The 14,514-nt window shown below is 36.7% G+C and carries 17 protein-coding genes; 11 read left to right on the top strand and 6 right to left on the bottom strand.

From position 1 onward, the window contains the following. Positions 1–19: 19 nt before the first annotated feature. The 3 genes from crcB to BLT95_RS14465 form a co-directional block, all read right to left on the bottom strand. Positions 20–388 (bottom strand): fluoride efflux transporter CrcB, encoded by a 369-nt coding sequence (gene crcB, locus BLT95_RS06580; RefSeq protein WP_172822609.1) that lies wholly within the window; start codon positions 386–388, stop codon positions 20–22. After that, positions 384–1,439 carry a GyrI-like domain-containing protein gene (locus tag BLT95_RS06575; RefSeq protein ID WP_089665319.1) on the bottom strand — a complete coding sequence of 352 codons (1,056 nt, stop codon included), beginning with the start codon at positions 1,437–1,439 and terminating at the stop codon, positions 384–386. Before BLT95_RS06575 ends, crcB begins: the two co-directional genes overlap by 5 nt. A gap of 70 nt (positions 1,440–1,509) precedes the next feature. Further along, on the bottom strand, positions 1,510–1,698 hold the full coding sequence (locus BLT95_RS14465; RefSeq protein WP_089665318.1) for a hypothetical protein: 189 nt from the start codon (positions 1,696–1,698) through the stop codon (positions 1,510–1,512). 46 nt (positions 1,699–1,744) lie between these two features. Between BLT95_RS14465 and BLT95_RS06565 the strand changes: the two genes are divergently transcribed. Next, on the top strand, positions 1,745–2,131 hold the full coding sequence (locus tag BLT95_RS06565; RefSeq protein WP_089665317.1) for a nucleoside triphosphate pyrophosphohydrolase family protein: 387 nt from the start codon (positions 1,745–1,747) through the stop codon (positions 2,129–2,131). A 58-nt stretch (positions 2,132–2,189) separates the two neighbouring features. Next, positions 2,190–3,209: a Gmad2 immunoglobulin-like domain-containing protein gene (locus BLT95_RS06560; RefSeq protein WP_089665316.1), complete on the top strand. Its 1,020-nt coding sequence runs from the start codon at positions 2,190–2,192 to the stop codon at positions 3,207–3,209. 45 nt (positions 3,210–3,254) lie between these two features. Here BLT95_RS06560 and BLT95_RS06555 read toward each other — a convergent pair whose 3' ends face one another. Beyond that, positions 3,255–4,322 carry a branched-chain amino acid aminotransferase gene (locus BLT95_RS06555; RefSeq protein WP_089665315.1) on the bottom strand — a complete coding sequence of 356 codons (1,068 nt, stop codon included), beginning with the start codon at positions 4,320–4,322 and terminating at the stop codon, positions 3,255–3,257. 100 nt (positions 4,323–4,422) lie between these two features. Here BLT95_RS06555 and BLT95_RS06550 point away from each other — a divergent pair, with 100 nt between their 5' ends. The 3 genes from BLT95_RS06550 (at position 4,423) to BLT95_RS06540 (ending at position 6,586) form a co-directional block, all read left to right on the top strand. Next, complete coding sequence (locus tag BLT95_RS06550; RefSeq protein WP_089665314.1) at positions 4,423–4,935, top strand: DUF4920 domain-containing protein; 513 nt, start codon at positions 4,423–4,425, stop codon at positions 4,933–4,935. Between the two features lies 1 nt (position 4,936). After that, positions 4,937–5,617 (top strand): tRNA (5-methylaminomethyl-2-thiouridine)(34)-methyltransferase MnmD, encoded by a 681-nt coding sequence (mnmD, locus tag BLT95_RS06545; RefSeq protein WP_089665313.1) that lies wholly within the window; start codon positions 4,937–4,939, stop codon positions 5,615–5,617. Between the two features lie 66 nt (positions 5,618–5,683). Continuing rightward, the gene (locus BLT95_RS06540) at positions 5,684–6,586 is read left to right on the top strand and encodes a TIGR01777 family oxidoreductase (protein WP_089665312.1); all 903 of its coding nucleotides are present in this window, start codon (positions 5,684–5,686) and stop codon (positions 6,584–6,586) included. A 54-nt stretch (positions 6,587–6,640) separates the two neighbouring features. On the opposite strand, the gene BLT95_RS06535 is transcribed toward BLT95_RS06540, so the two are convergent. Beyond that, a complete protein-coding gene (locus BLT95_RS06535) occupies positions 6,641–7,309 on the bottom strand; it encodes a YceI family protein (protein WP_089665311.1) in 669 nt (222 codons plus the stop codon). A 154-nt stretch (positions 7,310–7,463) separates the two neighbouring features. Between BLT95_RS06535 and BLT95_RS06530 the strand changes: the two genes are divergently transcribed. From BLT95_RS06530 to BLT95_RS06505, 6 genes are all read left to right on the top strand, one after another. Then, a complete protein-coding gene (locus tag BLT95_RS06530; protein ID WP_089665310.1) occupies positions 7,464–8,057 on the top strand; it encodes a nucleotide exchange factor GrpE in 594 nt (197 codons plus the stop codon). A 33-nt stretch (positions 8,058–8,090) separates the two neighbouring features. Beyond that, a complete protein-coding gene (gene dnaJ / locus BLT95_RS06525) occupies positions 8,091–9,209 on the top strand; it encodes a molecular chaperone DnaJ (protein ID WP_089665309.1) in 1,119 nt (372 codons plus the stop codon). A 209-nt stretch (positions 9,210–9,418) separates the two neighbouring features. Next, on the top strand, positions 9,419–10,348 hold the full coding sequence (locus tag BLT95_RS06520; RefSeq protein ID WP_089665308.1) for an ATP-binding cassette domain-containing protein: 930 nt from the start codon (positions 9,419–9,421) through the stop codon (positions 10,346–10,348). Then, complete coding sequence (locus tag BLT95_RS06515; RefSeq protein ID WP_089665307.1) at positions 10,341–11,639, top strand: ABC transporter permease; 1,299 nt, start codon at positions 10,341–10,343, stop codon at positions 11,637–11,639. Before BLT95_RS06520 ends, BLT95_RS06515 begins: the two co-directional genes overlap by 8 nt. Positions 11,640–11,641: 2 nt before the next feature. Continuing rightward, the gene (locus BLT95_RS06510) at positions 11,642–12,571 is read left to right on the top strand and encodes a mechanosensitive ion channel domain-containing protein (RefSeq protein WP_089665306.1); all 930 of its coding nucleotides are present in this window, start codon (positions 11,642–11,644) and stop codon (positions 12,569–12,571) included. Positions 12,572–12,667: 96 nt separating this feature from the next. After that, the gene (locus BLT95_RS06505; protein ID WP_089665305.1) at positions 12,668–13,834 is read left to right on the top strand and encodes a sigma-54 dependent transcriptional regulator; all 1,167 of its coding nucleotides are present in this window, start codon (positions 12,668–12,670) and stop codon (positions 13,832–13,834) included. Here the strand turns inward: BLT95_RS06505 and BLT95_RS06500 are convergent. Next, the gene (locus tag BLT95_RS06500; protein WP_089665304.1) at positions 13,831–14,436 is read right to left on the bottom strand and encodes a hypothetical protein; all 606 of its coding nucleotides are present in this window, start codon (positions 14,434–14,436) and stop codon (positions 13,831–13,833) included. The two genes, BLT95_RS06505 and BLT95_RS06500, sit on opposite strands and share 4 nt — an antisense overlap. Positions 14,437–14,514: the final 78 nt, after the last annotated feature.

Genomic DNA, 14,514 nt, shown 5'->3' with positions numbered 1-14,514 from the left:
TAGTATTGTAATTTGTCGGCTAGAAGAGCTTTGAAATTAAAATTCCGGCAAGAACTGCCAGAATTCCCAAAATAATACTTCCAAAAAAGTAAATGGAAAAACTTAAATAATCTCCAGATTTAATTAAGGAATAATTCTCGAAAGAGAATGTAGAGAATGTAGTGAAGCCCCCGCAAAAACCAATGCCTAGCAGGAGGTTAAGAGGGTTGTTAAGTGTGTTGGACTTTAAAGCCCAACCCAAAATTATACCGAGTAATAAACTTCCAACTATATTTACCAGAAAGGTGCCGTAGGGTATAAGTGACGAGGCATTTAGATATTTACTTAAGATATATCTTAAACTGCTGCCTAATCCACCTCCAATAAATACAAGAAGAAGATTTTTAATCATTTCGATTTTCAATTACCTGTTCCAGAGGGATATATATATTGGTAATCCATTCTGCGGGATTTGCATTGTCCTTTGGGCCTGTTATGTACACTTCAAAGGCTTTGGCATTTTCAGCAGCCTTTAAACCATTCTTCTGAAGATAGGCATAAGAAGAATCCCATGCTTCTTTAAGATTCTTATAATCTCCTTTAAGAGTAGTTTTTAAGGTTCTTTGATTAGGCATGAATCCATTTAAGATACTGCTTTCAGTTGTGGTAACCACTTCGCTAGGTGTGAAATAAGCAGCTGAATAGATTGCAGTACCCTGGTCTTCATTCCATTCATTATATAAAATGAATGGTTTTCCCACCTGTTCAATATTGTTTGTAGCCATAAAATTGCCAACCTCAGTAACCATTTTTTCCATTCGGTCGCTTACCTGACTTATTTTGCTGGCAGTAGTGATATACATATAATAGCCTCCGCCATGTTGTGTTATGCCATCAATATTAATAGTGTAGCTGTTCATTTTAACAGTGATCTCTTCCTGAAGATTATTTAGTCCTTTGCTGAACATTGGTTGCATCATTTCAGCCAGGCTTTCATCTTGAAAAATGAATGCAGCTTTTTCCATAAAAGTTTGCTCACCCATCATTCCCCATTTTACAAGTGTGCTGTCACCTTGTGGTTCAAACTCCCAGTAGACTTCGCTGGTAGATTCACCAAATGGAGTGATAAAAGTGAGTTCCTGTTGCAGGCTGCTATGAGGTTTAGCATTGATGGTTCTCATTTTCCCATCTCCCATCTTTTCACTTTGCCATGAATAGGAAGCACCTTCGCCAGTTGTTTTTTCGCCATAATTTATAATCATGTCGTCTGTTTCCTGTGACCATGGTTCCCAATTTTTCCAGGTAGTAAAATCATTAACTTCATTAAATATTATCTCCCGGGGTGCTTCCATCATTAAAGTTCGCTCCACCTGAAATTTACCATCTTTAGTTGCAATGTATATTGAGGCGCCAATTATAAAAATTAGGCTTAGAAATAAGAGATACTTAAAGATTTTCATGTCTGGTTGTAATTAGGTAATGCTAATATAATTAAATTAAGAAATCATGCGTAAGTTAATTCCTATAGAACTAATGATTCAGCTTGGTTTTAATGAAAAAAAGAAGCAGTATAAATATTATAAAGCCTGCCAGTACATAAAGGCTCCCTTTGTAGTATTTTTTATGCAGGCTTTTATCTTTTCTATAACTAAAGAACATGACAATTATAAAAGAAACAAGGAATAGACCTGCGAATATTAGTTGTCCGGTAGAAAACATTTTGGTTATTTTTATGCAAAGTTAACTTTTTAAAGCTTGAATCAATATGAAGAAAAGAATTGCTGCCGTAAAAGAGTTTCATTCGGCATTTGGACTGGGTATAGAAGAAAAGCCTGTTGCGAGTCTTGGAGAAGCTAAAAATCTGCTTCGTTTTAATTTAATGAAGGAAGAAAATGAGGAATATTTGGATGCGGCTAATAATGATGATCTAGCAGAAGTGGCAGATGCCCTGGGAGATATGTTGTATATTTTATGTGGAACGATTATAGAGCATGGGATGCAGTATAAAATTGAAGAGATTTTTGAAGAAATTCAATCCAGTAATATGAGCAAACTGGGTGCTGATGGAAAACCAATTTATAGGGAAGATGGGAAAGTGCTAAAAGGCCCAAATTATTTCAAACCCAATATCTCTAAAATATTGAATCAATAATTTTTAGATTATTTTAAAATAATACTTGACTCATTTTTTTAACTTAAGAATAAAAAAGATGCGATACTTTATCATATTCTTAATCGTCTTAAGTTGTATTTCCTGCAAGAATAATACGAGTAAAGAAGCTGAAACTGATAATTCAGATAATAAAGAATCTTCAGATGCTCCATCAGGTTCAATTGAAACCTATAATAATGAAGAATGGGGATTTTCTTTAAAATTTCCCAAAGAGTTTATTCTACTGGAATCAGAACTTCCCGGTAAATCACCAGTTATTAATCTCTATTTAAAAAATAATAATTTTAATCCACCATTTGCTATACATGAAGATCCTGAAAACGCCTATATAGCAGTCTTACCTCAAGGCTTTGGCGTGGATGCCCCAAACGGAGGTCATATATCTTTTGAAAATACAAGCGAAACTGTCAATTTAAGCTCAGATTTGAAGTTGGATAATAGTAAAGCCTATGTTTTAGAATCTGGAGAATCCTGGGCTTATTTCTTGAGATTTAAAGACCCACCTGAGAATTGGAAGGAATACGGTGGTGTCTTTGTCCATTTTCCCATTCAGAACTTCGAAGCGAAATGTGTGGATAAAGCGGGAAATCAAAAGGATTTAGAGAATTGTGATCCCATGGGGGAGGATAAAATTAAATATTATGGAAAAGTGGAGACAGACATAAAGTCCAGGATGATCAATATTTTAGAATTCTTTCAATTCCAGTCCAATTATCAAAAACCGATTTCAGATTTGATCAAAATTGAAAAGCCCTTACCAAATATGGATGTTACTTCACCCCTTACAACTAAAGGAAAGGCAAGAGGTTATTGGTTTTTTGAAGCAAATGCGCCCATAGAAATTCAGGATAAGGATTATAATACGCTGGCGGAATCTTATATCAAAGCAGAAGGAAAATGGATGACTGAAGATTTTGTTGATTTTTCGGGAAAAATCGAATTTGAATCTCTTGATGATGAACGTGGTTATCTTGTTTTTAAAAGAGCAAACCCTTCAGCTAAGAAAGAGAATGACAGAATTTATAGATTACCTATAATATTTCCTCCTGAAAAATAAAAATCCTGATCAGAGACCAGGATTTTCACTTTATTTATTCGAAGATTATTTTACCTCGTACCTCCAGCCAAATTTGTCTTCAGCTTCATTATACTGGATCTTCATTAATTTATCTTTAAAGAATTTTGCATAAGAATCTTCCAGTTTAGGGAGCTCAAATTTTTGTTCTTTATAACCAAATCCAACAATAGGATTTATTACTGTCGCTGTTCCAGAACCAAACATTTCTTTTAGCTCACCTTTTTCTGCCGCTTCAACAATTTCTTTAACGCTAACCCTTCTAACTTCGGTATCTATATTATACTCCTCAGCCAGTGTTAAAACACTCTTTCTTGTTACACCGTCAAGAATTCTATCATTGGTAGGAGCAGTTACAAGTTTATCTCCAATCCTAAAAAAGATATTCATTGTTCCAGCTTCCTCTAAATAATCGTGGGTATTCGCATCTGTCCAGATGATCTGCTGGAAACCTTCTTCTTTAGCAAGATTTGTTGGGTAAAATTGTGCACCGTAGTTACCTGCTGCTTTGGCAAAACCTACACCACCGTCTGCTGCACGGCTAAATTTTTCTGAAAACTTAACTCTCACTTCACCACTATAATATGCCTGTGCAGGAGAACAAATGATCATGAACTTATACTCATTTGCTGCAGATGCAGATACACCGGCCTCTGTAGCAATAACAAACGGTCTTAGGTAAAGACTGTTTCCAAAACCTTTTTTGATCCAATCCTTATCAATTTTTAATAATTCTTCCAGAGCTTCGAAAAAATACTCTTTTGGAAATTCGGGAATTGCAAGACGCTTACTGGATTTATTGATTCGTTCAAAATTTTGATCAGGTCTAAAAAGCCAGATTTTATCATTATCATCCTTATACGCCTTCATACCTTCAAATACTGCCTGTCCATAATGAAAAACCCGTGCAGAAGGATCTAACGAAAGTGGCCCGTATGGCTTAATAACGGGTGTTTGCCATTTATCATTTTTATAGTCGCACTCCATCATATGATCTGAAAAGACGCGCCCGAAAACCAGATTGTCAAAATTAGTTTCACTTAGTTTAGATTTGGGAGCTCTTTGGATGTCTATCATTGATGTTAGATTTTTCATATTTATGTGATAAGTTTACAAATTTACCTAATTAAAAGCAGAATCAAAATCTAAAGTTTTGGTAAATTTGGGGCTTTAGGCCTTATAATACACGTGAAATATGAGATATAATATTCTAATTGTAATAATTTTCTTCGGTATTGCCTCTTGTAAAGATGCTGATTCGAGCAGAGAAGAAGTTTTCACTGAGGTACAGAAAACGCAGGAAACGTTTAAAAGTTTTGGGGAGAAAATTGCACCGGAAAATGCTCTTAGCGATGAAGAAATGAAGCTAAAGTTTGAAACGTTAGAACCCGGGGACACCATTTCAGCTAAATTTCGAACCACGGTTAACAGTGTATGTAAGATGAAAGGTTGTTGGATGACGCTGAATTTACCTGATTTTGAAGAAGATCCCATGGTGAAGTTTAAAGATTATGGCTTCTTCGTGCCAAAAGATATCGAGAGCAAAGAAGTGATCGTCCAGGGCATTGCATTTATTGAAGAAACTTCTATTGAAGATCAAAAGCATTTCGCGGAAGATGCTGGTAAAAGTAGTGAGGAGATCGAGAGCATAACCCAGACGAAAAAAACTCCAGGCTTTCTTGCCAATGGCGTGCTTTTAAAACAATAAATTGGAGAGGAAGATCATAAAAACCGACGATGGATCGGTTACCATACATTTACCAGAATGGAATGAACAATATCATTCTAAACATGGCGCAGTTCAGGAAGCCAGGCACGTTTTTCTTAAAATGGGGCTTCATTATTTTCTGGAAACAAATGTTATTAAAGATCTCTCGATTCTGGAAATAGGCTTTGGGACAGGTCTCAATGCTTTTTTAACCTTATTAGAGTCTGATAAACTTAATTTAAAGATCAACTATACTGGAGTAGAGGCATATCCTCTTCCGGCAGATGAGGTAAAAATGCTGAATTATCCCGAAGCTTCTCAGGCTGAAGATAAAAAGGATATTTTTTTGAAATTACATGAATGTAACTGGGAAAAGAAATGCATGATTTCTGATGACTTTTACCTGACCAAGATGAATAAAAAATTTGATGAGATTGATGATGCCAGACTTTACGATCTTATTTATTTTGATGCCTTTGGCGCAAGAGTTCAACCAGAATTATGGACAGAGGAGATCTTCAGTCTAATGTACCGGGCATTGAAAAGAAATGGGACTTTGGTTACTTACGCGGCAAAAGGTAGTGTAAGAAGAGCAATGATCGCATCAGGTTTTGAGGTTCAAAAACTTCCAGGGCCTCCTGGCAAACGCGAGATGTTAAGAGCTGTTAAAAATAAGGATTAATGTCGTTAAACCTCTGGTAAAACTAGGTGTTCCCGCAGAGTCTTATGTATCTTAACAAGAAAAAATATGCGGGTATTAATTACAGGTGCAACAGGATTGATTGGCTCTAAACTTTGTAGTTTGTGCCGTGAGGAGGGAATAAAAATTAACTACCTAACAACTAGTAAGTCCAAGATCGAAAACCAGGATGATTATCAGGGATTTTACTGGGACCCGAAAAATGATGTAATAGAAGGCGGCTGTTTTAAAGATGTTCATACAGTGGTACATCTTGCCGGAGCCAGTATAGCCGAACCATGGTCTAATTCATACAAAAAGACGATAATAAAAAGCAGGACAAGAACAGCTGCTTTACTCCATAAAAAGCTTAGCGAAAATTCCCATGAGGTTGAAAACTTTATTTCGGCCAGTGCTATAGGGATCTATCCAAGTTCTCTTGAGAAATTATATTTTGAAGATGAAACCGCAGTAGCAGATAACTTTATTGGAGAAGTGGTTAAAAAATGGGAAGCATCTGCAGATGATTTTGAAACTATTGGATTAGATGTTGCCAAGATTCGTGTAGGTTTAGTACTTGCACAGGATGGCGGGATGCTTGAGAAAATAAAAAAACCTATTTCACTTAACATGGGAGCTGCTCTGGGTAGTGGTAAACAATGGCAATCGTGGATCCATATAAATGATCTGGCAGAAATTTTTCTTTTTGCCATTAAAAATAACCTGACAGGAGTATATAATGCAGTAGCACCAAATCCTGTTACCAATAAAGAACTTACTAAAAACCTGGCAAGCCAGATGGGAAAATCAGTTTGGTTGCCAAATGTTCCCACTTTCGCATTAAAAACATTGTTGGGTGAAATGTCGCAGATCGTGCTTTCAAGTCAATTAGTCAGTAGTAAGAAAATTGAGAGTGCCGGGTATAACTTTACCTATAATAATCTTTCACGAGCACTGGGTGATCTCACCTAAAAATAAAAAAGGCCACCATAACTGGTAGCCTTTTCGTTAGATTCAAATTATAAACTAAGCTTTTTTAGCTTTAAGGTTTATCTTCAAGGTAACATCATCATTGATAAATTTGTCACCAAGACCATCAAAAACAGATTTTGAACCATAGTTCACATTCCATTTTGTACGATCAATAGTAAACTCTTCACTGGTAATTTCCATCATTTCACCATCATTAGAAATGTTTACAGGAAAAGAAATGTTTTTGGTTTCTTCTTTGATCGTAAGGTTACCTTGTAACATTGGCTGACCTTCTTCTTCAGAAATTCCTGTAACTTCAAAAATAGCTTCCGGGAATTCATTAACGTTAAAGAAATCACCTTCCTTACCTTCAACAGTTCCTTTTAAGTGTGCTTCAAGATTAGACTTCTGGTCACCTTCAAGATCTGTAACTTCAATAGAATTCATGTTTATCACGAAAGTCCCGCTTTCTACAACACTATCGTTTGCCATGAAAGAACCATTTGCAACCTTAATAGTACCAGTATGTGTTCCTGTTGGTTTTTCACCTTTCCATTCGATCACAGAAGAAGCTGTGTCTACTGTAAATTCCATTGATTCAGCTTCGGCAGTAGCAACTTCTTTAGTTTCTGCCATATCAGCTTCTTTATTATTGTTCTTACATCCGGTAACGGCTAGTCCAAGACCTGCGATTACAAATGCATTTAAAAAAATTCTTTTCATCAGATTTAATGATTTTAAAAGTTCGGCGCAAATGTAATTGGAATAGTATTTCGTGTCTCATAAAATTTTATTAAAAAAATCTTGTGACATTTTGACATTTTAATTGAGTTGGCAGCGATTTTGACTTCAATTGCGTGAAAGTAAAATTTAAATAATGAGCCGAAAAGAAGATAAAATCAAAGAAGATAATAAAAAGGTGAAAGACCAGGTTGAAGAGGTAATTGACGATGCCATTGAAGAGGTTGGGGAAAATGGAGAAAACCATGACGAACAGCCCGAAGTAAAAGAAGATGAGCTTACAGAAGAAGAGCTTTTGAAAGAAGATGTGCAGAAAGAAAAGGATAAATTCTTAAGACTTTTTGCAGAATTTGAAAACTATAAGAGACGTACTTCAAAAGAAAGGCTTGAATTATTCAAGACTGCCAATCAGGAGGTGATGACTGCCATGCTACCAATTATGGATGATTTTGACAGGGCTTTAAATGAGCTGAAGAAAGCCGGGGACGAAAATCTTCTGAAAGGAATTGAATTGATCCATAATAAACTTAAAGAAACCCTTAAAGCAAAGGGTCTTGAACGTATGGAAGTGGAGCACGGATCAGATTTTGATTCAGAAATTCACGAGGCTATTACTCAAATTCCAGCACCATCAGATGATCTTAAAGGCAAGATTGTTGATGTAGTAGAGCCAGGATACAAACTTGGGGAAAGAATTATTAGATACCCAAAAGTAGTAACCGGAAAATAAAAACCGCTTTTACAAAATTTGTAAAAACCCAACATGAAAGAAGATTATTACGAAATATTAGGCTTAAGTAAAGACGCTTCGGCGGCTGAAATTAAAAAAGCATATAGAAAAAAAGCTTTAAAATATCACCCGGATAAAAATCCTGGTGATACGGAGGCTGAAGAAATGTTTAAGAAATCAGCTGAAGCATATGAAGTTTTAGGAAATCAGGAAAAAAGAGCTAAATACGATCGTTTTGGACACCAGGCCTTTGAAGGTGGTGGCTTTGGTGGCGGAGGTGGTATGAATATGGATGACATATTCAGCCAGTTCGGTGATATTTTCGGTGGTGGTTTTGGCGGCGGTGGATTCTCTGGTTTTGGAGGGTTTGGTGGCGGCCAGCGCCGGGCTAAAGGAAGTAATCTTAGAATTCGGGTAAGTCTTAATCTTGAGGAGATCGCTAATGGTTGTGAGAAAAAGATCAAAGTTAAGCGTAAAGTTCAGGCCTCTGGAACTACCTACAAAACCTGTAATACCTGTAATGGATCAGGACAGGTAACACGTGTGACCAACACGATTCTTGGTAGAATGCAAACAGCTTCTCCATGTACTACCTGTGGTGGAAGCGGGCAAATGATAGATAAGAAACCTGAAGGTTCAGATGCGCATGGACTTGTGATGCAGGAGGAAACAGTTTCTATTAAAATTCCTGCAGGAGTTGAAGACGGAATGCAGTTAAAGGTCTCTGGAAAAGGAAATGATGCTCCAGGAAACGGAATTCCGGGTGATCTGCTGGTTGCTATAGAGGAGAAAGAACATCCCACATTGCAGAGAGAAGGTGATAATTTGCATTATGATCTTTATATAAGTTATTCAGAAGCAGTCCTGGGTTCGTCCAGGGAAATTGATACCGTTACCGGAAAAGTTCGTATCAAGATTGAAGAAGGTGTTCAGTCAGGTAAAATATTGAGACTTAGAGGTAAAGGGATTAGTAGTATAAATGGTTATGGAAAAGGTGATCTTTTGGTACATGTAAATGTATGGACCCCAAAAACGCTTTCCAGAGAACAAAAGGAATTTTTTGAGAGAATGGCTGATGATGAGAACTTCCAGCCAAATCCTGAAAAAAGCGATAAATCCTTCTTTGAAAAAGTTAAAGATATGTTTTCTTAAAAAGTTAATTTTAAGAAAAAATTTATATATTTGAGAATCACTAAGTCTTTTAGTGATAATTTTTCTTTTTCATAGCAATTTTTTTCCCATCCTTAATTTATTAAGGGTGGGTTTTGTTTTTATAGAGGTTTGGGAAATTATAAAATCCTCTTAATAGCCTTATACTCTCTTTGTATTTATATATCTTTAACACTTCTACAATAGACTATATGGAAAATCTTTTGGTTGCGGAGAATATCTATAAACGCTTCGGAAATTTTACTGCACTCAACAATGTTTCAATAAATATTCCCAGAGAAAGTATTTTTGGTCTTTTAGGCCCCAATGGAGCAGGAAAAACTACATTACTTCGTATTATAAATCAAATCACCATGCCCGATGAAGGCAGGGTATATCTTGGCGGTAAACCACTACATCCAGATGATATTGCGCACATTGGATACCTGCCAGAAGAACGCGGGCTTTACAAGTCTATGAAAGTAGGGGAGCAGGCGCTTTATCTCGCCAGGCTTAAAGGTTTAAGCAAGGCAGAGGCAAAAGAAAGATTGCAATACTGGTTTAAAAGACTTGAGATTGAAGGTTGGTGGGATAAAAAAATACAGGAACTTTCTAAAGGGATGGCGCAAAAAGTACAGTTTGTGATCACGGTGCTACACCGCCCTAAATTGCTTATTTTTGATGAACCTTTTAGTGGTTTTGATCCTGTAAATGCCAATCTTATAAAAGATGAGATCCTTCAGTTAAAAGAAGAGGGAGCAACTATTCTATTTTCAACTCATCGTATGGAAAGCGTAGAGGAACTTTGTGAATACATTGCATTGATTCACAAGTCTAATAAATTACTGGATGGGAAAGTCTCAGAAATAAAGAAAGAGTATAAATCTAATACTTTTGAGCTGGGTCTAGATGCTGTAGAGGAGCAAAGCTTAAGGCGTGAACTGGAAGAGCATTTTACAATTGGTCCCGCAAGGTTTAAAAGTATTCAGAACGATCTTAAATTGAGTATCAAATTAAAGGATAATGAAACTTCCAATGATTTGATCCAGTTCTTACTTCCCAGGGCCCGAATCAATCATTTTGTAGAAGTGATTCCTTCAGTAAACGATATTTTTATAAAAACTGTGACTCAAAATGAATAATCTCAGACTTATCATTAACCGGGAGTACCTGGCGCGAGTTAGAAACAGGACCTTCATTGTCATGACCTTTTTGAGTCCGTTGATTTTTGTGGGGATGATACTGCTTATAGCTTATTTGAGCATGTTGAATAGTACAGAACAAAAGATCATAGGGATTCATGATGAAAGCGGGATGTTTGCGACCGAATTTGTGGATGGTGAGCAGGTGCAATATTTAGATTATTCTCAAAAAACCCTGGATGCAGCAAGAAAGGAAGTACTGGAAAAAGAATATTTTGGATTAATTCATATTTCTAATATTGAACCCGGCATTGGTAAACCTTCTGAAATTGAATTTTTCGGGAAAGATACTCCTGGTTTTGGAACTATTGAAAGTATAGAAAAGACCATTTCAGATAAAATTACCAGAGAGCAGCTCATAGCAAAGGGTATCGATGTTACAGAAATAGATAAAGCTAGGGCTGATGTAAGTGTGCAGATCCAGAATTTTTCTGGAGAACGAAGTTCAAAAATGTCAAATTACATTAAGATGTTTTTTGGTGGTGCGGCGGGTTATCTTTTAATGATGTTCATTATTATCTACGGGAATATGGTGATGCGTAGCGTTATTGAAGAAAAGACCAACAGGATTATTGAAATCATAGTCTCTTCAGTTAAACCATTTCAATTGCTGTTGGGTAAAGTGTTGGGAACCTCTCTTGCGGGAATCACTCAGTTTACCATCTGGGTGATCTTAGGGACTGTATTGTTAATGGGAGTTTCCACTTTTCTGGGGATAGATCCTGCTGCCGCGCAGTCGCCGGCATCTGAAGCAATAGAAAACGCTGCAAGACCTGAAATTAATCAACTTGTAGTAGATATTCTCAAATTGCCTTATGCCAGTCTTCTTAGTTTTTTTGTGATCTATTTTATTGGCGGATATTTTTTATATAGTGCTATTTATGCCGCTATTGGTGCGGCTGTAGATAGTGAAACAGATACACAGCAGTTTATGTTTCCTATTATTTTACCCCTTATATTAGGGATCTATGTAGGATTCTTTTCGGTGGTGGAAAATCCGCATGGAACGGTCTCAACCATATTTTCTATAATTCCACTTACTTCACCAATTGTAATGTTGATGAGAATTCCGTTTGGCGTGCCGTGGTGGGAAATTACCATTTCTATCGTGGTTCTTATTGCCACTAATTTTGGGGTGCTCTGGCTATCTGCCAAGATCTACCGGGTGGGAATTTTGATGTATGGAAAGAAACCGAGTTATAAAGAACTGTATAAATGGCTTAAGTATTAGGTATGCAGCAAGACCAGTCAGCTAAAGAAAAAGTGACCGAAGTAATAGAGCAGGATATTTGGGGTCTTATAAAGGATTTCTGGAATGCCGGCTTCAGTTATCATATTGGTGAGGAAGAAATGCGGGTGACCGTGGGGCTCGTTATCATTATTGTTCTTGCTTTTCTTTTAACCAGTGTAGTGCTGCGCGTTATAAGATCATTTATCACTTCTAAACTTTTAGAAGAGGACAAGCTAAAGTTTATAAGTGTATTTAAGTTTATAAAATACTTTGTTTATCTGACAGTGATCCTAATTACGCTAAGTTCTACGGGGGTAGATGTAACTATTCTTCTAACGGCTTCAGCAGCCCTGTTCGTAGGTCTTGGTCTCGCTTTACAGGAGTTGTTTCAGGATGTGATAGGTGGTATTTTTATTATTCTTGATAAATCGCTGCTGGTAGGAGATGTTATTGAGCTGGAAGGCAGGGTAGCCCGGGTTTTTGAAATTAAATTGAGAACTACCAGAGCACTTACCAGGGATGACAAGGTCATGATCATTCCAAATCATAAATTTATTAGTGACACCGTTTATAATTATACTCAGAACCATAAAACTACCAGAGAAGTGGTTAGGGTAGGTGTTTCTTACGGAAGTGATGTTGAGCAAGTAAGGGAGGTTTTACTGGAATGTGCCAGAGAACAGAAAGGAATTTTAAAAAAACCTGAACCATTTGTACTTTTTGAAGATTTTGGCGATTCGGCCCTACTGTTTGGTCTCCATTTTTATATTTCAGACAGTTTTGTGGATCCAAAAGTTAAGAGCGAATTAAGATTTAAGATCAATAATAAGTTTAGATTGAATAATATTACGATTCCATTTCCTCAAAGAGATGTCCATATGTTCTATCCAAAAGGCGTGGAAAATTCCGATGAAATGAGTGAGAACGACTAAATACTTTTCAAATTTGAAGATAGGTGCATAGAAATTATATTATAGAAGAACGAAAACAGTTTACGCTAATAGCAGATTAATATTTACAATACTACAATGGCAAAAATTTTATTGATAGAAGACGAGGCCTCTATTAGAAGAGTGCTTAATAAGATACTTACCGAAGAAAGTAAAGATTATGAGGTAACAGAAGCTGAAGATGGATTGGAAGGAATGGAATTGGTCAAAAATGAAGATTTTGATCTGATTCTTTGCGACATCAAAATGCCTAAAATGGATGGCGTAGAGGTATTGGAGGCTGTTAAAAAGGTGAAGCCAGAAATTCCCGTGGTGATGATCTCTGGACATGGTGATCTTGACACCGCTGTAAATACCATGAAAATTGGCGCATTTGACTATATATCTAAACCACCAGATTTAAATCGTTTATTAAATACTGTTCGCAACGCATTAGATCGTAAGGAACTTGTATTAGAAAATACAAGGTTAAAGAAAAAGGTGAGCAAGAATTATGAAATGATAGGGGAATCTGAAGAGATACACGCTATCAAGAACATGATAGAGAAAGTTGCACATACAGATGCTCGTGTTCTTATCACAGGCCCAAATGGTACGGGAAAAGAACTTGTAGCGCATTGGCTACATCAAAAAAGTGATCGCTCAAAAGGACCTATGATAGAGGTGAATTGTGCCGCGATCCCTTCTGAATTAATTGAGAGTGAACTGTTTGGTCATGTAAAGGGGGCATTTACTTCAGCAAATAAAGACAGGGCCGGGAAGTTTGAGGCGGCAAATAAGGGAACCATATTCTTGGATGAGATTGGAGATATGAGTCTTTCAGCTCAGGCGAAAGTTTTAAGAGCTCTTCAGGAGAATAAAATTTCCAGGGTAGGTAGCGATAAGGACATCAAAGTAGATGTAAGAGTAGTCGCGGCAACAAATAAAGATCTTAAAAAAGAGATCGAAGAAAATAATTTCAGGGAAGATCTTTATCACAGACTGGCAGTAATTCTCATCGAAGTACCTGCATTGAAAGACCGTAAAGATGATATCCCACTCCTTGTTGATTATTTCAGTGAAAAGATCGCAAATGAGCAGGGTACTAACAAAAAAGAATTCACCAAAGAGGCTATTAATGTTTTAAAAGACAGTGAATGGCGCGGGAATGTTCGTGAATTACGAAATGTTGTAGAACGTCTTTTTATTCTTGGGGGTAAAGAGATTACAGATGAAGATGTAAAACTCTTCGGAAGCAGGTTCTAAGGTCTTTTATTTCTCGGATTCTTAGGATCGTATTTTAAGAAGTACATGGTATCACCGCTAGGGTGATCCCATTCATGAAAAAGTTCAAAACCAACCCGTTGATAAACGATAGCATTCGTTCTTCCGCGGGTTTCTGCATATAATTCCAGTCCTAGGTCATGGGCACTCCTAAAGAAAATGTCTTTCATTTCTTTGCCAACCTGAGTATCTGCACCACGAAATTCCTTGAGAATCCCCCAAAACCAGCAGTATAAATATTCTCCCTGCTGCGGACGTTGATTCTTGATATACTTTTGAGTTTTCAGGATATTAAGAGCATTCCTTACGCCAGTAACATTGGCAACCAGCTTTAGCTGGGACCATAGGTCTTTCCATATATTATCATCACCCTTGCTGGTCTTAAAAAGAATGGCAATTCCCTGCCGATTTTCAGAAACGATCAGGGCATCTTTTTCTATCGCCTTGTCCACCATATGGGTTGCGAGATACCTAAATCTCTCATCACGGTTCCCTTCTTTTTTTACAATATCCATAGAAGATGGGATCTCCTTTAATAATGTGGTAACCTTATCTATAATGTCTTTTCTTTCGAGTTTGTCCAAGCTGAAAAAGTATTTGCCGCGAAGATAAAAAAATTAACTCTTATAAAGATTGTATATTTAGTTGAGATATAGTTATGA

It is taken from the genome of Gramella sp. MAR_2010_147 (assembly GCF_900105135.1).
Lineage (GTDB): Bacteria > Bacteroidota > Bacteroidia > Flavobacteriales > Flavobacteriaceae > Christiangramia.
This window is presented reverse-complemented; position numbering and strand designations above follow the sequence as displayed.